Source organism: Cryobacterium sp. TMS1-20-1 (genome assembly GCF_004402355.1).
Taxonomy (GTDB): domain Bacteria; phylum Actinomycetota; class Actinomycetes; order Actinomycetales; family Microbacteriaceae; genus Cryobacterium; species Cryobacterium levicorallinum.
On the sequence record NZ_SOGF01000047.1, the window covers coordinates 1 to 19671 of the forward strand.

Here is a 19671-nt window from a genome sequence, read left to right on the forward strand (position 1 = left end):
TCAAAAATGAGCGTGTTTACCGCACCGCGTATGCCACGAAATCCCAAGCTCGCAGCGACGTCATCCGATATATCGAAGGGTTTTACAACAGTCGACGCCGGCACTCCGCGCTCGGTTACCGCAGGCCTAATGAAGTCCACTATGGTTATCAGCAGCCAGCATTGGCAGCGTAGAAGAATCCACTAATTCCGCTGTCCGAAATGCCCACGGCAGGTCAGTGGTCCTCGGCGGCCATTCCTCGGTCATCGATCCCTGGGGAAATATCCTCCTGGAAGCAGGAGACCGTGAGGGGATCTTCAGCGTAGACGTATCCGACGACATCGTGAAGTCCGTCCGTAGTGAATTCCCGGTGCTCGGCGACCGTCGCCCGGTACTCCCCTGAAGAGCAAAGAAAGTAATCGAGGAAATTCCGGCCTCGCCAACCCTGCTGAGCGTAGCTCCGCCCAATTACACAGTTCCACGGGCACCGTCGTAGGCTCTGCCGAACGCGATCAGGCTGCCTTCGGTTTTTCACGGTGTTGACAGGGCTGATCGGCTTCGTTGAGGTCGTGCCGACAGGGCTACCGCGTTCAGTGGGGACACCGGAGAACCACTACCAGTGCTAGCTCGCATTTTGTCGTTTGGGGCCAACGTTGGCGGCCCCAAATCGATGGAGGGCAGAAGTGCTAGACCGTGCCTTCCCAGGCGGCCGGGGCCAGGATCCACAGGAGCTCGGTCTCGGCCTCGGGGTCGGCCTGCCAATTATGAGGCTCACGGCCGTCGAAAGTGAGCGAATCACCCGGAGCCAGGGTCAACGTGCGGTCGCTGAATTGCACGGTTATGGAACCGGCCAACACGTGCACGACGTCTACCGGCGAGTTGATCGTGTAGAGCCTTCCCCCACCCGACCCCCCAGGGCTCACGGTGGAACGAACGACTTGCAAACGACTCTCGCGACGCGGGGTGAGCAGCCTCTCGTTGGCGCCGTCCCCGCCGAGGTTGATGCGCGGGGCGCCCGCGGCGGTTACGAGTTCAACGTCAGAGGATGCGAACAGGTCGCCGATATTGACATGGAGCACTTCACAGAGGGCAACCAGCGTCGAGACGCTCGGCGATGTCATGTCGCGTTCGATGCGACTGATGAAGCCTTTGGTGAGGTCGGTGGCCGTGGCCAACTGATCAATGGTGAGTTGCTGAGAACGCCGCGCGGCGCGCAATCTGCTGCCGATGGCCGCCCGCTGATTCGGGGGGTCGACAGGCATCGGGCGCATGATCACTCCAGAGGGACGTGGGCGGAACAGGTATCTATTCTGTCAGGGTTGGCAACGCCGCCTTGTGTGAAGCAGCAGAAGATGCCCGCCGAGCAGCCATTCGTCAGCGCGCCAGCGAGGCGATAGGCGGGGCTTAGCTATCGGTGACCCGGCTGTAGAGCGACGGGCGCCGATCGGCATGCACATCGTTGCGCGCGCTGATGCCCTTGGCGCGAGCTTCGGCGAGGTCGATATCTGCCAGCAGCATCGTTTCATCGCCGAGAGTGATGTGCGTGAGCGGAAACCCGTAGGCGTCGACGACGACGCTGCCACCGAGCCAGTGCTGCCCGCGTTCCGGCCCGGTGCGATCGGCGACGGCGATGAACATACGGTTGACAGCAGCATTGGCCTGGACCTTGACGATTTCGCTGGGACGTTCACCCGCCGGGCGTGGATACAGCGGCCAGTTAACCGGGCAACAGAGCAGCTCGGCACCATCAAGGGCTGCTGAACGCACCCACTCTGGAAATTCGAGGTCGTAGCAGATGGCCACCCCGATACGGCCCCAGGGGGTCTCGACGACCGGCGGTGCAGCAGACCCGGCGGTGAAGAGGTTGTCTTTTTCACGGTCCCACAGGTGAGCCTTGCGGTAGACGGCACGACGCCCGGTCTTGTCGACGAGCACCGCGGAGTTGTAAATCAGCCCGTCGTCGCCGGCCTCGGCGAAACCGACCACGATCACGAGATCGCGCTCCTGGGCCAGCTGCTCCCATTCCCGAACGGATGGCCCGGTCGCGGGTTCCGCCACGGCTCGCAGCTCCGCCAGATCGGCGAACAGATAGCCCGAGTTCGCCAGTTCCGGCAGCACGATAATGCGTGCCCCAGCATCCGCTGCCGCCTCGATGGCAGCCCGCACCCTGGCGCGGTTGCCGAGAGTGTCACCCACGGTCACGGAGACTTGGCAGCAGCCGACTCGTACCGGGGAAGCGGTCACTGTGGTGTCGCTAATCAGCTGCGCCTTCCAGCTCAAGTTCGCTGCGGAGGCGAGCTTCGGCCTCGGCCGCGTGGTCGAGGTTGCGCGAGAACAGAAGGTAGAGCCCGCCAGAGACGACCAGACCCACGACGAAGGAGATGTCAGCCCCGCCCAGCGCCGCTGAGACCGGTCCGACGTAGAACGACGTGTAGAAGAACGGGATCATCGCAACGAAGCCGACAAGATAGGCGACCATTCCACGCCAGGCCCAGCGACCGTAAATGCCCCGCGGGTTGAAGATCTCGGCGATTGCGTACTTGCCGCGCCGCACGAGGTAAAAGTCGACGAGGTTGACGGCGGTCCACGGCACGAGGAAATAGAGCATCAGAAGTACGAAGTCGTTGAAGCTGCTCAGGTAGTCGTCGGGGATGAGCAGGGCGATCGCGAGGGTGACGAGACCGACGACGGTGAGCCCGATCACGCGAAGGCGCACGGTGGCTGAGACTTTGCGGAACCCGTCGACGGCGGTTGTTCCGGTGAGCATTGCCCCGTAGGCGTTGACGCCCATGATCGAAATCAGGGCCACCGTTGAGACCAGCACGGCAAAGGTGCCGAACCCGGGGAAGAGCATGTCGCCGACGGTCTTGATGGCGCCGATCGCGTCGGCATCGGGGATGTGGCTGCTGAGGAGGGCGCCGAGCGACATGAGCCAGGATGCCGACAGCGCTGCGCCGAGGTAGGTCCAGCCGATGAGTTTGGGCGCCGAAGCGTTCTGCGGGAGGTAGCGGCTGTAATCGGAGACATAGATGGCGTAGCTGATGTTGTAGCCGGCGGCCAGCGAGAACATCACCAGGAAGGACGCTCCATTCCAGCCTGCGGTGCTCGCGGTCTCGGTGACCGTCGTGGAGTCGAAGTGAACGATGGCCAGCACCGTGATGATGACGAAGACCACGACGAGCAGGCCGGTGAGCCAGCGCTGGATGAAGTGGAGCAGATCATGGCCCACGACGGCGATCAGGATGGAGAGCGCGATCAGGAATGGATACCAGAACAGCTTGTCGCCCGGAAAGGCCAGCAGAAGGCCCTGCGTTGCCAGAATCGTGTCGAAAACCATGAAGCCGATGTAGACGAAGACACTCGCCGCGAACGGCACGATGGCACCGCGACTGCCGAACTGGGCACGAGACTGGATCATCTGCGGCAGGCCGGTGCGAGGCCCCTGATTGGCATGAAAGGCCATAAAGAACGTTCCGAAGCAGGCGCCGGTGATGACCGCAAGAACGGTCCACCAGACACTGAGCCCGATGACCGGTCCGATGAAGCCGATCACCATGGTCGGCAGCACGAAGTTGCCGGTGAACCAGAACGGCCCCTGGTGCCAGACCTTTCCGTGCCGCTCGGACCTCGGCACGTAGTCGATCGAGCGCTGCTCGATGACAGGGCGCCGCTCCTCGGAGTCAGTGCTTGGAGGCGAAGCGGGGTTCGTCTTGTTGATCGACATCATCGTCCTTTTGGTGTGCGGTGACTGCGTGAGGTATTGCGTGTGTTAAGCGGAGGGAGTCATGGCCGAGATGATCTCGTAGGCCACGTGAGAGGCAGCGACGGCCGTGATCTGTGCGTGGTCGTAGGCCGGGGCAACTTCAACGACGTCGGCCCCGACCAAGTTCACGGCTCGCAGGGCGCGAATCATGGCCAGCAGTTCCCGGCTGGTCATGCCGCCGGCTTCGGGGGTGCCGGTGCCGGGGGCGTGGGCGGGGTCGAGTACGTCGATGTCGACAGAGAGATACACGGGGCGGTCACCGAGCCTGGCGAGCATCCGCTCGATTGCGCGGGCGAGCCCCTCGGTTTCGAACTCATGACTGGCGATGATCGCGAAACCCAGGCGTTCGTCGTCGCGGAGGTCGTCGCGGGAGTACAGCGGGCCGCGGATGCCCACGTGCATGCTGGCCTGCAGATCGATCAGGCCTTCCTCCGAGGCGCGCCGAAACGGCGTGCCGTGCGTGACCGGAGCCCCAAAATACGTGTCCCAGGTGTCGAGGTGGGCGTCGAAGTGCAGCACGGCGACGGGGCCATGGCGCTCAGCAACAACCCGAAGCAGGGGAAGTGCAATGGTGTGGTCGCCCCCGATGACGACAAGGCGTTTGCCGTCGGCCGACAGCTCGGAGGCTGCCTGCTGGATTTGGGCCACAGCCTCGGTGAGGTTGAACGGGTTTGCGGCGATGTCTCCGGCGTCGACGACCTGCTGAGTGGAGAACGGTTCGACGTCTTGCACGGGGTTATATGGACGGAGCAGTCGGGATGCCTCGCGCACGTGAGCTGGGCCGAAGCGGGCGCCCGGGCGGTAGCTCACCCCGCTGTCGAAGGGCACGCCCACAACGGCGATATCGGCCCGGCGAACATCCTCGAGCCGCGGCAGGCGGGCGAAGGTGGCGATTCCGGCGTAGCGCGGAGTCAGGCTGGCGTCCAGGGGGCCGATTGGCTGCTCATCGTTGGACATCAGCATCCTGCTTTCGTGTGAATCGGTATTTAGTTTTACTAATATGCAACAAAATTTGCTCTTTGTCCAACTATTCCGCGGACTCGCACCCTCGCCGCCGGCAAGCCGACCGAAAAGGCCACCAGTTACCTGCATCGACTGTTCGATCTGCTGAAAATATCGGGCGCAAGTCTCCCCGCGAATGGGACAGGTTCACTTTTTCTCTGGTGAATGGATTCGGTTGGGCCCAGGAAACACCCTGACAGGGCTTTGAGCGCGCGGTTCATATGTCACTTGGTCGCTGAAGGATGACCCGTGTCGCGACTGCAACGGCATGACCGGAGCCGACGCAAGGCCTCCCGAAACGGCAGAAACACCCACCGCGGATTGCTTGCGGTTAGCAGCTCCATCCACGCGACCAGTCAGGGCGTTCGGGAAATCGGAGGCCCTGTGTCGTTATGGAGCGGGGAATTCGGATACCATCACTGGGAATGTGACCTACCGCGTCACTGATCGACACCGTGGCTGGGCGGGCAAGTAGCCTTGCGGGGACGCTGCGGGATTTTCGCCCCGGCGAGAACGGATCGCGATGACGACGGGCACCTTCCGACGCAGTGCCTTCCGGTTGCGTACCGTGCGACCGAACCGGTGGTTGCGGCTTGCCTGGATCGTGCCTGCCGTGCTAGTTGCCCTGGTAGTTGTCGTGCTCGCGGCGAACGGGCTGCGCACTCTTCCGTGGGTGGGATCGTTCCTGCTGACGTACCCCGGAACCTCGACCCACCCGGTCGCCACCCCGATCGGAGTGCCGGCCTGGCTGGCCTGGCAGCACGGGCTCAACGCCTTCTTCATCCTGTTCGTCATTCGCACCGGCTGGCAGGTGCGCACGACCAAACGCCCGTCCATCTTCTGGACGCGCACCAACACCGGCTGGTTGCGCACCAGGAATCCGCCGATCCGCATCACCCTCGACCTGTGGCAGCACATCGTGTTCGACACGCTGTGGCTGGTGAACGGGATCGTGTTCTACGTTCTGTTGTTCGCGACCGGGCAATGGCTCAAAATTGTGCCCACTAGCTGGGACGTCTTTCCCAACGCCGTGTCTGCCGGCCTGCAATACGCCTCGCTGAACTGGCCGACCGACAACGGCTGGGCGTACTACAACGCCCTGCAACTGCTCAGTTACTTCACGGTCGTGTTCGTGGCAGCACCCATCGCGCTCGTCACCGGCCTGCGCATCTCTCCCGGATTCTCCGCCCGGTTTCGGCGATTTGATCGGGTCTTTCCCCTGCCCGTCGCACGCAAGCTGCACTTCGCGGCTCTCATCTTCTTCGTGGCATTTATTGTCGTGCACGTTCTGCTCGTGCTCACGACTGGTGCCCGCGCCAACCTCAACCACATGTATGCGGCACGCAGCGACACGGGCTGGCTCGGCGTCTGGATCTTCGTCGGCTCGATCCTGCTGACGGTTGCAGTCTGGGTCGGGGCGCGCCCGGTCGTGGTGCGCGCCATCGCCGCGCGCAGCGGGCGCATCATTCACCGCAAGCGCTAAACCGCAAGCTCTAGGCGGTCCGGGCCTCGGCCTCAAGAACGTCCCGGCTCAGCAGTGCGGCGCCGGCAACCGCAGCGGGCATCACGATGACCGCCGCGCCCGGAATCAGGAACAGCAGGTAGGTGAGTACGCCGAAACCGAGGCTGCGGGATCGGCGGGCGCGCAGCATCCGTCGTCGCTGGCTGAGGGTGAAGCCACGGGCGTCGAAGGCGAATCCGGTAAGTTCAAGCGCGAGGATCCAGCCGCCCAAAACGGCCCCGAGAACGAGCGCGAGCAGCTGACCGAGACCGGGAATCAGGCCGCAGATAAGCAGCAGCAGAGCGACCAATGCCGCGAGGGCGATGAGTCGCACTGCGTCACCGATCGACCATAGCAGGCCGCGCTTCGCTTCGACCGGCGCGTCGCCAAGGCTGGTCTCGACCGCGCGCCAGATGCGCTCGTAGAAGGGGTCGCCGACCAGCAGCGTCACGGCCACAAAGGTGTACGCGAGCAAGAGGATGCCGGCCGCCGCGACCGCAACGCCGGTCACGACCCGCATCCCCGTGCGCCACGGCTCATCCCACCCGCTCGCGAATGGACTGATAGCGACGGCAATCGTCTCGAGGTTGACCAGCAGCACCACGATCCCGGCCAGATAGACGAGGCCGACGATGAAGGCGGGCAGGGCGCCGAGCAGCATCAGGCGGGGCGAGGTAATCCACATTCTGAGGCCGCGACCGAGAAATGCGGCTCCGGCGAGCAACTCGCTCCTGGCGGGTGGACGGTTCATAGGTGTGGGCGTGGTTGAAGGCGGCACCCCCACACCCTAACCCGCCGCCGTGAAAGCCAGGCGGATCCCCGCGGGGACCCGCCTGGCTTAGGCCAGCTGCGGAAACCCGAGGTCGATCTCGGAGCTGGCCGGGTCAGGCCAGCGGGACGTGACTACCTTGCCCCTGGTATAAAAACGGATGCTGTCTGGCCCGTACATATGCGCGTCGCCGAACAGCGAGTTCTTCCAGCCGCCGAAGGAGAACGAACCGACCGGCACCGGGATGGGCACGTTGATGCCGACCATTCCGGCTTCGATCTCGAACTCGAACTGCCGGGCAGCCCCGCCGTCGCGCGTGAACAGGGCGACGCCGTTGCCGAACTCGTGCTCGTTGACGAGCGTAACGGCCTCGTCGAAGGTGTCAACGCGCACGACCGAGAGCACCGGGCCGAAGATCTCGTCGTCATAGACCTGCATTCCGGGGGTGACATGGTCGATCAGGCTGACGCCGAGAAAGAAGCCGTCGCTGTCGAAGTTCTGGGCGCGGCCGTCGACGACCATCGTGGCGCCGGCTGCCTCAGCACCGGCCAGGTAGGACGCGACCCGGTCGCGGTGTTCGCCGGTGATGAGCGGTCCCATTTGGGAGGCCGGGTCGGTCCCGGGGCCGACGGTGAGGGTCTTCATGCGCTTTTCGATCGCGGCGACGAGGTCGTCGGCGATGCCGCCGACGGCCACAAGCACGCTCACGGCCATGCAGCGCTCCCCGGCCGATCCGTACGCGGCGTTGATGGCGGCATCCGCTGCCATGTCGAGGTCGGCATCGGGCAACACGACCATGTGGTTCTTGGCCCCGCCGAGTGCCTGCACCCGCTTGCCGTTCTCGGCTGCCCGGCTGTAGATGGATTTCGCGATCGGAGTGGACCCGACAAAGCTGATCGCCCGGACTTCCGGGTTGTCGAGCAGCTCGTCGACGGCCTCCTTGTCCCCCTGCACGACGTTGAGCACCCCGGCGGGCAGCCCGGCTTCCGTGAAGATCTCGGCGATGAAAATAGCCGATGAGGGGTCTTTCTCGCTCGGCTTGAGCAGCACGGTGTTGCCGCAGGCGAGGGCGCTGCCGATCATCCAAAGCGGCACCATGGCTGGAAAGTTGAACGGGGTGACGCAGGCGACGACGCCGACGGGCTGGCGCACCGAGTGCACGTCGATCCCGTGCGAGACCTGCTGGGAGAAGTCGCCCTTGAGCATGTGGGCAAGCCCGGTCGCGAACTCGATGTTCTCGAGCCCGCGGGTGATCTCGCCGGCCGCGTCGGAGAGCACTTTGCCGTGCTCGCTCGTGAGAATCGCCGCGAGTTCACTGGTGCGCTCGGCGAGCAGCTCGCGCACCTTGAAGAAGATGGCGGTGCGCTTGGCCAGACTGCTGGCCCGCCACTCCGGCAGTGCCGCCCTGGCCGCCTCGATCGCCTCGACGACGACAGCGCGGGAGGCCAGGACCACCTGCTTCTCCTGCACGCCGGTTGCCGGGTTGAACACCGGGCCGAACCGTTCAGCCGACTCGACGCGCTGGCCGTTGATGTAGTGGGGAATCGTTTGCATGGGGGTGCTCTTTCTGGTGGACGACATGGTTCAGGCGCTCGGCTGCAGGCTGCCGTCGACGAGTTTGACGATCATTGAGCAGTCCTTGCCGCCCTCGCCCTCGTCGATCAGCCGCTGAAACAGCTCGGCAACGTGCTCGCCGATTTCGAGCGGGGTGTTGGTCGCACGGGCGGCCGCTATGGCGAGGCCGATGTCCTTGCTCGCGAGCGCGGTGGTGAATGTGGGGGCGAAATCCTGGTTGGACGCGGCCGTCGCGACGACATCCTTGATCGGATACCAGGTGCGCAGCGCCCAGCTGTCGCCAGAAGAAACGGATGCGATATCCCAGAACACCTGCTTGTCCAGTCCCAGCCGCTCGGCCAAAACGGCGCCCTCGGCGGTCGCGGCCAGGTTGATGAACAGCATCAGGTTGTTGCAGATCTTCGCGGCCTGACCGGTCGTTGCTGCCCCGGTGGGGATAATGTTAGCCGCCATCGGCTTGATAAACACGGTCGCGTCGGCCACCGCGCCGGCCTCGCCGCCGATCATGAAGGTCAGTGTTCCGGCCTTCGCACCGCTAATGCCGCCGGAGACCGGGGCATCGACGAACCGAGAGCCCGCCGCTGCTGCGGCATCGTGCAGCGCCTGGGCGGTCGCGATGTCGATGGTGGAGGAATCCACCAGCAGGGTTTTCGTGTCGGTGTTGGCCAGCACGCCGTCGGCGCCGAAATAGACCGAACGGGCATGCTCCCCCTTGGGCAGCATGGTGAAGACGACATCAGCCCCGGCCACGGCCTGGGCAATGCTGCCGACGGCGGTGACGCCCCCCGTCACTGCGGTGGCGACGGCATCCGGATTCAGATCGAACCCGCGTACCTCGTGGCCGGCGGCCACCATATTGGCTGACATGGGTCCACCCATGTTGCCCAGCCCGATCCAGGCGACTACTGACATGTGAAGCTCCTTTGCTTGTGTTCCTCCACCCTCGCAGCCGGATAGAGTGCAATCAAGGCAAAATTTCACAGGGGGTATGTGCGCAGATGCACAGACTCGAAGGGACCATTCCGTGAGTTCACACCAGCTTCCGAGCCCGAACGACCTGCTCGTACTGCTCACCGTGGCCCGGCTGGGCCGGTTCAACGCGGTCGCCGAGGCACTCGGCACCACCCACACGACGATTTCGCGGCGCATCCTCTCGCTCGATCGCGAACTGGGCGGTCGCACGCTCGAACGCAGCCCGCACGGCTGGGAGCTCACCGAGCTGGGGCGGCACGCGGTCAGCGCGGCCGAAGCGATCGAAGATCGGCTCGGCGCGCTCAGCACGGCGATCAGTCAGACAGATCCGCTTTCCGGGCTGCTGCGCATCAGCACGATCGACGGATTCGGGGCTGAGGTCGTCACGCCGGCGCTCGTGAAGCTGCAACAGAGTCACCCGCGCATCAACATTGAGATGTTCAGCGCCACCCGCAAGGTGAGCCAGAACCGGTCGGGGGTCGACCTGGAAATCGTGGCGGGGCGCAACGACGTCAACAATGCACAGGCGGTTTTTCTCACCAACTACTTTCTGCGGCTGTACGCGAGCCGCGGCTACCTGCTCGCCCGCGGTGTTCCCGCGTCGCTCGACGATATTCCGTCGCACGGTTTTGTGTCCTACGTCGAGAGCGCACTGCTCGTCACCGACCTCGGCTACCGGTCCTCTGAGCTGCCCGAACCCGCCACGACCTTTCAGGCGACCAGCCTGTTCGCGCAGCTGGAGGCAGTGCAGGCCGGCGCCGGGATCGGCCTGCTGCCCAATTTTCTCGTACACGACCGGCCCGAATTCGTGCCCGTCCTGCGCGACGATTTTCAGCGTCAGCTGCCGATTTGGGCCGTGGTGCGGGCCGAATCGCTGCGCTCCCCGGTGGTGCGCGCCGCGATCGAGGCCATCACGCTCGAGATCGCGGGTCGACCGGCGGCCTTCACCGACTGACCGGGCGAGCGGATGTTCGTCACTCGCGCAGCGAGATGGCCCGATCGACGAGATCGGGCCATCGCTTCGTTCCGCCGAGCTAGCGGCGACCGGCCCCAGCCAAATCGGCGGCGGCGCGATCGGCCGATTCGGCGGCATCCGCTGCATCAATGTCGTGCAGCGAAAGGCCGCGCGTCTCCTTGAGGGTCAGCACAACGAGGGCCGTCAGGAGGCAGGCTGCCGCGAGGTAGATGGCCACCGGCACCGAGGAATCGAAGGCGGAGAGCAGGCTCACGGCGATGATCGGGGCGATCGAGCCCGCGACGACCGAGGTGACCTGGTAGCCGAGCGAGACACCGGAGTAGCGCATGCGGGTGGGGAACATCTCCGCCATAATGGCGGGCTGGCCGGCATACATGAGGGCGTGGAACAGCAGACCCAACATAATCGCGACAATGATGATGAAGTCGTTCGCGGTATCCATCATGGGGAAGGCGAAGAAGCCCCAGGTGCCGGCGAGGACGGCACCGAGGAAGTACACCGGGCGGCGGCCGACTCGGTCGGACAGGTGGCCGACGAGCGGAATGACACTGAAGTGCAGGGCGTGGGCGAGGAGTAGAAGCAGCAGTACCCGCGAGGTGTCCATCTCGACGATGATCTTCAAGTAGGTGATCGAGAACACCACCACCAGGTAATAGAGGATGTTCTCGGCGAAACGCAGGCCCATTGCGGTGAAGACGCCGCGCGGGTAGCGACGGAAGACCTCGACGATGCCGAAGCCCTTGTCGCCCCCCATGACCTCTTTCTGCGCCTTGAGAAAGATCGGCGCATCGCTGACCTTGGTGCGAATGTAATACCCGACCAGCACGATCACGGCGGAGAGCCAGAACGCGACGCGCCAGCCCCAGCTCAGGAAGGCCTCATCGGAGAGGGTCGAGGCGAGTACGAACAGCACGCCGGTGGCCAGTAGGTTTCCACCGGGCACACCGGCCTGGGGCCAGCTGGCCCAGAATCCGCGCGACTTCTCCGGGCTGTGCTCGGCGACGAGCAGAACAGCGCCGCCCCATTCGCCGCCGACCGCGAAGCCCTGAATGAAGCGCAGGAGCACGAGCAGAACGGGCGCGAGGTAGCCGATCTGCTGGAAGGTCGGCAGACAGCCCATCAGGAAGGTGGCGACGCCGACGAGTACGAGGCTGAACTGCAGCAGTCGTTTGCGGCCGAACTTGTCGCCGAAGTGTCCGAACACGATGCCGCCGATGGGGCGGGCCAGGAATCCGACCGCGTAGGTGGCGAAGGCGGCGATGATGCCCTCGAGCTCACTGCCCGCGTTGGGAAAGAACAGGGTGCCGAAAACCAGGGTTGCCGCGGAGGCGTAGAGAAAGAACTCGTACCATTCCACGACCGTGCCGGCCATGGAGGCTGCCACGACTTTTTTCAGTCCGGACGTCTGTACGTCCTGTCGGGAATTGGATCTGGTCCTGCTCATGGGAGTCCCCCTCGTGTCGTCATTGACACAACGTGCGTGCACGTCGTCTGGCTCGTCTCAGCTTGCGCTTCGCACTGCTGACTGTCAAAGGCGATTCGCGCAGGGGCGCCGTGCAGAAATGCACACGTGGTCTGAGGGAACGAACTCGGCAACGGTATTCTCAAAGGAACAAACAGTGAGGTGGGAACAACGGTGACGCACGCGCATCCGCTGCACGTCGACGTGGAGGTGCCGTGCCTGTGCTGCCTCGCGCCGCAGCCGTTTCACTTCACCTCGCTGAGCGATCAGGTGGTCTGCGCGCAGTGCGTGCACCACATTGGGGCCGAGAAGAGTGAGCGTCGCGACGCTGAGCACGTCAAGCTGTGGGCCGCTCGCTGGGCGGTTTCCGAGTCCGCGCACGAAGAATATATCGCCGAAACGGATGCTCTCCTCGTCGCCCGCGACATTGATCTGACCGCCCTGCGCGCCCAGGTCACCGAGCTCAGTGCCGTCGTGGAAGGTCAGTTTGCGGACGGGATCGACGGGGTGCGTGCCCTGCTGCAGAATGATCTGGTCAAGCGGGCCGAACGCAATACCGAGCTGGCCCGGCGCCAGATTGACTGGGCGATGGGCGGCCTCTGGCGCATCGCTGGGCTGCACCACGACGACCCGGCTCAGCCGGCGAAGTGCTCCTGCGGACGCACAGCCGGCAGCTGCGCGGAGAGCAGCGCAATCGACGCGCTGAGGCAGGCGCTCGGCGACTGGGAGAAGAAGAACGTGCTGCTGCTGCAGGGTGGCCGCCGGCATGGACTGCCGGCGGACCACCCAGCGGTGCTGAACCAGCGCATCCGCTGAACCAGCGTGCTGCGCTGTGCAGGTGCGCGGGCTAGTGCCCGATCGGAACCGGCGCGCCGAGCGGCGGACGCCGTACCAGGAATGCTGCCGGAATGGCGAACAGCGAGATGATCGCGCCGCACAGGAACGCCCCGCGAATACCGGCGGCCGTCGCCGACACCTCGTTGACGCCCTGCGCGATCAGCGCGGCCGACTGCGAGGTCATCACGGCGATGAACAGGGCTGTGCCCATGGCGCCGGCGAGCTGCTGGACCGTGCCGACGACCGCGCTGCCGTGGGAGTACAGGCTGGGCCCCAGGGAGCCGAGACCCGAGGTGAACAGCGGTGTGAACAGCAGGGACAGGCCGGCGCTCATGCCGATGTGGGCGACCATGAGCATCCACGGTTCGGTGGTCTCGCCCATCCTGGTCATCGCCCAGAACGCCGCGCTGACCAGGATCGACCCGGGCACCAGCAGGATGGTCGGGCCGCGACGGTCGTAGATACGGCCGACGAACGGCGCGAGCAGGCCCATGGTCAGCCCTCCTGGCAGCAGCAGCAGCCCGGTAGCGAGGGCGGTCATGCCGAGCACGTTCTGCATGTACAGCGGCAGCAGAATAATGGTGCCGAACAGGGCCAGCATGCTGATGCTGAGCATGGAGATCGACAGGGTGAACGTGCGCGAGGTGAACACGCGCAGGTCGAGCAGGGCACGATCGGTGCGCTGCAACTGCAGTTGGCGCAGCACGAACAGGGCCAGGGCAACCAGGCCGACGCCGAGCGGCAGCCAGCCGGCCATTGCTGTGCCGCCCAGGTTGCTCAGACCGTAGACGAACCCGCCAAAGCCGAAGGCCGAGAGGATGACCGAGAGCACGTCGATCGGAATCTGGCGCGGCGTGGTCACGTTCTGGATCCGTGAGGCGCCGAGGACGAGGGCGCCGATGGCGATCGGCAAGACCAGGATGAACATCCAGCGCCAGTCGAGCACGCTGAGGATGATGCCCGAGATGGTCGGGCCGATCGCCGGGGCGACCGAGATGACGATGGAAATGTTTCCCATGGTCTTGCCGCGGGAGCTGGGTGCGACGAGGGTCATCACGGTCGTCATGAGCAGGGGCATCATGATGGCCGTTCCGCTGGCCTGCACGATGCGGCCGAGCAGCAGCACCTCAAAGCCGGGAGCGAGCGCGGCGATCAGGGTGCCGGTGCTGAACAGGGTCATCGCGGCGATGAACACCGGGCGGGTGTTGAAACGCTGAATGAGAAAACCGGTGATCGGAATGACCACGGCCATCGTGAGCATGAACGCCGTGGTCAGCCACTGCGCGGCGGTCGCCGTGATGCTGAGGTCGTCCATGAGGTGCGGCAGGGCCACACCCATGATGGTCTCGTTCAGAATGACCACGAACGCCGAGACCAGCAGCAGCCGAATCACCAGCTGGTTGCGCTTGGCATCGGCATCGGGGCGGCGGTCCACCGTGGTTGTGGGCACGCTGGCTGTTGTGGTCATAACTGGTCCTGACAGTGGTACGAAAAGGATATGCATAAAACGACATGCGGAAATGAGCGGCGGCCGCCCCCGAGCCGGCTCGCTGTGTACGCCTCTAGGTGCAGCGTTTTGCAGGGTGTGAATTATTCCTGGGCACGCGAATTATCCACCGAGAACCGGATGAGGCGCGCGATTTAGGCCAGGCGGGGCTTGAGATAGGGCGCGGTGCGGCTGGTCGGGTGGGCCGCCACGGTCGCGGGGGTGCCGGCCGCGATGATTTGGCCACCCTGGTCGCCACCGGACGGGCCGAGGTCGATCACCCAGTCGGCGGCGGCGACCACGTCCATCTCGTGTTCAACCACGACGACGGTGTTGCCGGCGTCGACCAGGCGTCCGAGCTGCTGCAGGAGCAGCTCGACGTCGGCCGGATGCAGCCCGGTCGTCGGCTCGTCGAGCAGATAGAGGGTGTGGCCGCGGCGGGCGCGCTGCAGCTCGGTCGCGAGCTTGATGCGCTGGGCCTCGCCGCCGGAAAGCTCGGTGGCCGGCTGCCCGAGTCGCAGATAGCCCAGGCCCACCTCGCGCAGGGTTTCGAGGCTGCGCGCGGCGACGGGGATGTCTTCGAGAAAGTCGAGCGCGGCATCCACTGTCAGGCCGAGTACCTGGGCGATGTTCTTGCCGCGGTAGGTTACCGCGAGGGTCTCGGGGTTGTAGCGCGAACCCCCGCAGTCCGGGCAGGGCGCGTAGCTGCCCGGTAGAAAGAGCAGTCCGACCGCCACGAAACCCTCACCGAGGCAGGTCTCGCAGCGGCCGCCGGCCACGTTGAACGAGAACCGTGACGCGGTGAAGCCGCGCGCCCTGGCGTCGTCGGTGGCGGCAAAGGTGGCTCGCACGGCATCGAACAGGCCGGTATAGGTGGCGAGGTTGGAGCGCGGGGTGCGGCCGATCGGCTTCTGGTCAACCTGCACCAGGCGATCCACGGCTTCGAGGCCGGTGACCGCGGCGACCGGGCTCGAGTCGAACTCGACTTCGGTATCGGGGTCGCCCAGATCGAGCACCGGAACGTCGTCGGGGTCGGGGTGCAGGTGTCGACCGACGGCCTCGGCGAGCACCTGGCTGACCAGGGTGGATTTGCCCGAGCCACTGACGCCGGTGACGGCCGTCAAAACCCCGAGCGGAATCTGCGCATTGAGACCCTGCAGGTTGTGCCGGGTCACGTCGTGCAGGCCCAACCAGCCAAGCGGATGCCGCAGCTCGCCCCGCGCCACCGGTTCCCGGTCCGCAGCAAACAGGTAGCGCCGCGTGACCGAGGCGTCGACCTCGGCCAGCCCCGCGGTCGGCCCGCTGTAGAGCACCTCGCCGCCACCCTCGCCGGCCCGAGGACCGACGTCGACGACCCAATCGGCGCGTCCGACGACGTCCATATTGTGTTCGACCACGAAGACGGAGTTGCCCGAGAGCTTGAGCTGCTCGAGCACGAGCAGCAGCGGCTCGGCGTCGGCCGGGTGCAGACCGGCCGAGGGCTCGTCGAGCACGTAGATCACCCCGAACAGGCCAGAGCGCAGTTGGGTGGCGATGCGCAGCCGCTGCATCTCGCCCGGCGAGAGCGTGGGGGTCGAGCGGCCGAGGGCCAGATAGCCGAGGCCCAGTTCGAGCAGCACATCGATGCGGCGCAGCAGGTCCCCGGCCAGGGTGACGGCCACCTCTGACACAGAGTCGCCCGACACAATCGGCCGCAGAACATCGGCCAGAGCCGTCATCGGCAGGGCGTTGAGCTCGGCGATCGAGTGACCGGCCACGGTGACGGCGAGGGCTTCCGGCTTCAGGCCACTGCCACCGCAGTCGGGGCACGGGCCGGTATCGACGTAGCGCAACACCCGCTGCCGCACGTTCGGGCTCTTGCTGTCGGCGAGGGTGTGCAGTACGAAACTCTTGGCGCTCCAGAACCGGCCCTGGTAGGGCTTGGCGATGCGGTCGCGCTGCGGCACGACCTCGACCACCGGCTGTTCCTCGGTAAACAGAATCCAGTCCCGGTCGGCTCTGGACAGGTCCTGCCAGGGCAGGTCGATGTCGTAGCCGAGCACCGCGACGATGTCGCGCAGGTTCTTGCCCTGCCAGGCACCGGGCCAGGCCGCGATGGCGCCGTCGCGAATGCTGAGGGTGGGATCGAGCACCATCGATGCTTCACTGACCGTGTGCGCCATACCCAGACCGTGGCAGCGCGGGCAGGCACCCATCGCGGTGTTCGGCGAAAAGGAGTCGGATTCGAGGCGACCGGCAGCATCCGCTGGATATATGCCGGCACGGGAATACATCATGCGGAGCGAGTTAGACAGCGTGGTGACCGTGCCGACGCTCGAACGGGAACTCGGTGTACCGCGTCGTTGCTGCAGGGCGACCGCCGGGGGCAGGCCGGTGATCTCATCGACGTGCGGGGTATGCCCTTGTTGAATGAGCCGACGGGCGTAGGGCGCTACCGACTCAAAGAAACGGCGCTGAGCCTCGGCAAAGATGGTGCCGAAGGCGAGCGAGGATTTGCCAGAGCCCGAAACGCCGGTGAAGGCCACGATGGCGTCGCGGGGCACATCGACGCTCACATTGCGCAGGTTGTTCTCGCGGGCACCGCGCACCCGCACGAAACCCTCGGATTGATTTTCACTAAGCATCCGAGCAAGTGTAGTTCGCTCGATTGGGAACCGCGCGGCTCAGATCGAGGTGGCGTCCTCGACCTGACCGACGAGCTCTTCGATGATGTCCTCCAGAAAGAGCACACCGGTCACGGTGCCGTTGGCGTCGAAGGACGTCGCTACGTGCGCTCCGAGGCGTCGCATCGACGCGAGCGCGTCTTCCAGCTCGCTGTCACACGAGACGGATGCGAGACGTCGCAGCCGTTTGCTCGGTACCGGCTGGGTGAAGGTGTCGCCGCTGGTGAGATCCATGACGTCCTTGAGGTGCAGGTAGCCGGTCGGCTGATCGTCGTCGTCGGTGAGGATGTACCGCGAGAATCCGTGCTGGCTGACGGCCCGCTGAATGTCGGCCGGTGAGGCCGTGGAGGGCAGGCAGACCATCGATTCGATCGGCACCTGCACGTCGGACACCTTTTTCGCCGTGAACTCGAACGCGGCTGTGAGCGTGCCGGAGGCATCCTGCAGCATGCCCTCGCGGGTGGACTGCTCCACGATGCTGGCGACCTCGTCGAGGGTGAACGCGCTCGTCGCCTCGTTTTTGGGCTCGACCTTGTACAGGCGGAGCACGCCGTTGGCTAGCCAGTTCAGGCTGAAGATGATCGGGTTGAACACCCGAGCCACGAACACGAGTGGCGGCGCCAGAATGAGGGCGGCCTTTTCGGGAACGGAGAACGAGATGTTCTTCGGAATCATCTCGCCGAAGACAACGTGCAGAAAGGTCACCAGAATCAGCGCGAAGCTGAAGGCGATCGTGCTGATCATGCCCTCGGAGAGGCCGGTGCCCGCGAGCGGGTATTCGAGCAGACCGTGAATGGCCGGCTCGGAGACGTTCAGAATGAGCAGTGAACACACCGTGATACCCAGCTGGCTGGTGGCGAGCATGAGCGTGGCGTGTTCCATGGCCCACAGGGTGGTCTTGGCGGCCTTGCTGCCCTGGGCGGCGAGCGGTTCAATCTGGGAGCGCCGGGCGGAGATGACGGCGAATTCGGCGCCGACGAAGAACGCGTTCACCACCAACAGCACGACGAGCCAGATCAGTCCGGGCAGGTACGCGGTTAAATCGGCGCTACTCATGGATCAGGTCTTTCTGAATTTTATTGACGATGCGGTCGTGCGGGGTGGCGAGGCTCGGATCGGTCTCGGGGTCGACGGGCGTGTAGCGGACGCGGTGAACGCGTACGCCGTCGACGCGGTCGATGCGCAGCACGCCGCCCTCGATGGCGACCTCGTCACCGAGTTCGGGAATGCGATCGAGCTGATCGGCGAGGAATCCGCCGACCGTGTCGTAGTCGCCGTCGGTCGGCACGGTGACGCCGGCCCGGTCGAACAGCTCGTCGGGGCGCCAGGCCGCGTCGAACACGACCGACCGGCCGGAGCGGATGACGCCGGCCTTGGCCCGGTCATGCTCGTCTTCCAGCTCGCCGACGAGTTCTTCGACGAGGTCTTCGAGGGTGACGATGCCGGCGGTTCCGCCGTATTCATCGGCGACCACGGCAATCTGGAACCCCTGCTGGCGCAGAGCGGCGAGCAGGGAATCTACGCCCATGGTCTCGGGAACGCGTAGCGCGGGGGCCTTCAGGTCGGCAGCGGTCACCGTGGCCCGCTCACCTAGTGCAACGGCGAAGGCCTGTTTCACGTGCAATACGCCCACGATGTCGTCGGCGTTCCTGTCGATCACGGGGAACCGTGAGTAGCCGGTGCTGGTCGCAAGACGCACAACGGCCTCGGCCGTGTCGGTGACATGAACAGAGGCCATGCGTACCCGCGGCGTCATGACATCGGCAGCAGAATGGTCGGAGAACCGCAGGGTGCGGTGCAGCATGGCGGCGTGGTCGTCGTCCAGCACCCCCTCGAGGGCTGAGCGGCGCACCAGAAAGCTCAGCTCTTCGGCGCTACGGGCGCCGGAGAGTTCTTCTTTCGGCTCGATGCCGAACCGGCGAATGATCGCGTTGGCCGTGTTGTTGAACAGCAGAATGACGGGTTTGAACACGGTCGTGAACACGGTTTGGGCCGGCACGACGATTTTCGCGGTTGCCAACGGCACGGCGAGGGCGAAGTTCTTGGGAACGAGCTCGCCGATCACCATGGAGAACAGCGTCGCGAGCGAGATCGCGATGATCGTTCCCAGCAGTGGCACGATGCCGGCCGGTACGCCCGCACTCGTCAGCGGCCCGCTAAGCAGGGATCGGATGGCCGGTTCGAAGGTGAATCCGGTCAGCAGCGTGGTGAGGGTGATGCCCAGTTGGGCGCTCGACAGGTGCGTCGAGGTGATCTTGAGCGCCTTGATAGTCGGACCGAGTCGCTTTTCGCCGCGATCGCGGCGAGCTTCGAGCTCATTGCGGTCGAGCGTAACCAAGGCGAACTCGGAGGCTACGAAAATTCCGGTTCCGACGGTGAGTAGGAGTCCTACGCCCACCATGATCCACTCATACATGTTGTGCTCCTCCCAGATCGAGAGGCATGTCGGTGGTGGCGGGCGAGGGTTTATGCGAGGGAGGGTCTTCCATTGTGCTCATAAACCTACAGACGGATGCTGACAAAACGCCGGTTCGCCGCGTTTCGGCCGTGACCGGGCCCGGGTGCCGGGGTGGTCACCTCGGGCCCGGCCAACCGGGAATTCAACGCGACGAACACCCGCCGGCCAGCGAAACGGCGTAGTGGGCGATTAGCATCTCGGGTATATTCGGCGCGAGGAATATAACCC

The 19671-nt window shown here is 65.0% G+C and carries 15 protein-coding genes and 1 pseudogene; 4 read left to right on the forward strand and 12 right to left on the reverse strand.

Annotated elements, in window-relative coordinates; all coding sequences use genetic code 11:
* Positions 1 to 173: pseudogene (locus tag E3O45_RS09650) on the forward strand (IS3 family transposase); the annotation flags it as partial.
* 492 nt (positions 174 to 665) lie between these two features.
* On the opposite strand, the gene E3O45_RS09660 reads toward E3O45_RS09650, so the two are convergent.
* The 4 genes from E3O45_RS09660 to speB all read right to left on the reverse strand — a co-directional run bounded on the left by E3O45_RS09660 (position 666) and on the right by speB (position 4699).
* The gene (locus E3O45_RS09660) at positions 666 to 1250 is read right to left on the reverse strand and encodes a helix-turn-helix transcriptional regulator (RefSeq protein WP_134443211.1); all 585 of its coding nucleotides are present in this window, start codon (positions 1248 to 1250) and stop codon (positions 666 to 668) included.
* Positions 1251 to 1383: 133 nt separating this feature from the next.
* A complete protein-coding gene (locus tag E3O45_RS09665) occupies positions 1384 to 2223 on the reverse strand; it encodes a nitrilase-related carbon-nitrogen hydrolase (protein WP_198418244.1) in 840 nt (279 codons plus the stop codon).
* Positions 2224 to 2233: 10 nt separating this feature from the next.
* Positions 2234 to 3703 carry a cytosine permease gene (locus E3O45_RS09670; protein ID WP_134443212.1) on the reverse strand — a complete coding sequence of 490 codons (1470 nt, stop codon included), beginning with the start codon at positions 3701 to 3703 and terminating at the stop codon, positions 2234 to 2236.
* A 45-nt stretch (positions 3704 to 3748) separates the two neighbouring features.
* Complete coding sequence (gene speB / locus E3O45_RS09675) at positions 3749 to 4699, reverse strand: agmatinase (RefSeq protein ID WP_134443213.1); 951 nt, start codon at positions 4697 to 4699, stop codon at positions 3749 to 3751.
* A gap of 568 nt (positions 4700 to 5267) precedes the next feature.
* Here speB and E3O45_RS09680 point away from each other — a divergent pair.
* Positions 5268 to 6227: a cytochrome b/b6 domain-containing protein gene (locus tag E3O45_RS09680; protein WP_134443214.1), complete on the forward strand. Its 960-nt coding sequence runs from the start codon at positions 5268 to 5270 to the stop codon at positions 6225 to 6227.
* A 10-nt stretch (positions 6228 to 6237) separates the two neighbouring features.
* Here the strand turns inward: E3O45_RS09680 and E3O45_RS09685 are convergent, their stop codons facing one another.
* From E3O45_RS09685 to mmsB, 3 genes are all read right to left on the reverse strand, one after another.
* Positions 6238 to 6996, reverse strand: a complete 759-nt coding sequence (locus tag E3O45_RS09685) for an EI24 domain-containing protein (RefSeq protein WP_134443215.1) — start codon at positions 6994 to 6996, stop codon at positions 6238 to 6240.
* A gap of 87 nt (positions 6997 to 7083) precedes the next feature.
* Positions 7084 to 8568 carry a CoA-acylating methylmalonate-semialdehyde dehydrogenase gene (locus E3O45_RS09690; RefSeq protein WP_134443216.1) on the reverse strand — a complete coding sequence of 495 codons (1485 nt, stop codon included), beginning with the start codon at positions 8566 to 8568 and terminating at the stop codon, positions 7084 to 7086.
* A gap of 30 nt (positions 8569 to 8598) precedes the next feature.
* Entirely contained in the window at positions 8599 to 9501 is a 903-nt protein-coding gene (gene mmsB / locus E3O45_RS09695; protein WP_134443217.1) for a 3-hydroxyisobutyrate dehydrogenase, read from the reverse strand.
* Between the two features lie 112 nt (positions 9502 to 9613).
* Here mmsB and E3O45_RS09700 point away from each other — a divergent pair, with 112 nt between their 5' ends.
* A complete protein-coding gene (locus E3O45_RS09700) occupies positions 9614 to 10516 on the forward strand; it encodes a LysR family transcriptional regulator (protein WP_241978756.1) in 903 nt (300 codons plus the stop codon).
* A 79-nt stretch (positions 10517 to 10595) separates the two neighbouring features.
* Here E3O45_RS09700 and E3O45_RS09705 read toward each other — a convergent pair whose 3' ends face one another.
* On the reverse strand, positions 10596 to 11981 hold the full coding sequence (locus E3O45_RS09705; protein WP_134443219.1) for an MFS transporter: 1386 nt from the start codon (positions 11979 to 11981) through the stop codon (positions 10596 to 10598).
* A 180-nt stretch (positions 11982 to 12161) separates the two neighbouring features.
* On the opposite strand from E3O45_RS09705, the gene E3O45_RS09710 reads away from it, so the two are divergent.
* Positions 12162 to 12815 carry a hypothetical protein gene (locus E3O45_RS09710; protein WP_134443220.1) on the forward strand — a complete coding sequence of 218 codons (654 nt, stop codon included), beginning with the start codon at positions 12162 to 12164 and terminating at the stop codon, positions 12813 to 12815.
* A 31-nt stretch (positions 12816 to 12846) separates the two neighbouring features.
* Here E3O45_RS09710 and E3O45_RS09715 read toward each other — a convergent pair whose 3' ends face one another.
* The 4 genes from E3O45_RS09715 to E3O45_RS09730 form a co-directional block, all read right to left on the reverse strand.
* Positions 12847 to 14304 carry an MDR family MFS transporter gene (locus tag E3O45_RS09715; RefSeq protein WP_134443221.1) on the reverse strand — a complete coding sequence of 486 codons (1458 nt, stop codon included), beginning with the start codon at positions 14302 to 14304 and terminating at the stop codon, positions 12847 to 12849.
* A 173-nt stretch (positions 14305 to 14477) separates the two neighbouring features.
* On the reverse strand, positions 14478 to 16946 hold the full coding sequence (locus E3O45_RS09720; RefSeq protein WP_134443222.1) for an excinuclease ABC subunit UvrA: 2469 nt from the start codon (positions 16944 to 16946) through the stop codon (positions 14478 to 14480).
* A 39-nt stretch (positions 16947 to 16985) separates the two neighbouring features.
* Positions 16986 to 18041, reverse strand: a complete 1056-nt coding sequence (locus E3O45_RS09725; protein ID WP_134443223.1) for a hemolysin family protein — start codon at positions 18039 to 18041, stop codon at positions 16986 to 16988.
* Positions 18034 to 19401: a hemolysin family protein gene (locus E3O45_RS09730; RefSeq protein WP_134443224.1), complete on the reverse strand. Its 1368-nt coding sequence runs from the start codon at positions 19399 to 19401 to the stop codon at positions 18034 to 18036. The genes E3O45_RS09725 and E3O45_RS09730 overlap by 8 nt, the downstream gene beginning before the upstream one ends.
* Positions 19402 to 19671 lie beyond the last annotated feature (270 nt).

Bases quoted from the DNA above. Each gene is read 5' to 3' on its own strand.
- E3O45_RS09660 (WP_134443211.1), bottom strand. From the start codon at position 1,250: ATGCGCCCGATGCCTGTCGACCCCCCGAATCAGCGGGCGGCCATCGGC.
- E3O45_RS09670 (WP_134443212.1), bottom strand. From the start codon at position 3,703: ATGTCGATCAACAAGACGAACCCCGCTTCGCCTCCAAGCACTGACTCC.
- speB (WP_134443213.1), bottom strand. From the start codon at position 4,699: ATGTCCAACGATGAGCAGCCAATCGGCCCCCTGGACGCCAGCCTGACT.
- E3O45_RS09680 (WP_134443214.1), top strand. From the start codon at position 5,268: ATGACGACGGGCACCTTCCGACGCAGTGCCTTCCGGTTGCGTACCGTG.
- E3O45_RS09685 (WP_134443215.1), bottom strand. From the start codon at position 6,996: ATGAACCGTCCACCCGCCAGGAGCGAGTTGCTCGCCGGAGCCGCATTT.
- E3O45_RS09690 (WP_134443216.1), bottom strand. From the start codon at position 8,568: ATGCAAACGATTCCCCACTACATCAACGGCCAGCGCGTCGAGTCGGCT.
- mmsB (WP_134443217.1), bottom strand. From the start codon at position 9,501: ATGTCAGTAGTCGCCTGGATCGGGCTGGGCAACATGGGTGGACCCATG.
- E3O45_RS09705 (WP_134443219.1), bottom strand. From the start codon at position 11,981: ATGAGCAGGACCAGATCCAATTCCCGACAGGACGTACAGACGTCCGGA.
- E3O45_RS09715 (WP_134443221.1), bottom strand. From the start codon at position 14,304: ATGACCACAACAGCCAGCGTGCCCACAACCACGGTGGACCGCCGCCCC.
- E3O45_RS09720 (WP_134443222.1), bottom strand. From the start codon at position 16,946: ATGCTTAGTGAAAATCAATCCGAGGGTTTCGTGCGGGTGCGCGGTGCC.
- E3O45_RS09725 (WP_134443223.1), bottom strand. From the start codon at position 18,041: ATGAGTAGCGCCGATTTAACCGCGTACCTGCCCGGACTGATCTGGCTC.
- E3O45_RS09730 (WP_134443224.1), bottom strand. From the start codon at position 19,401: ATGTATGAGTGGATCATGGTGGGCGTAGGACTCCTACTCACCGTCGGA.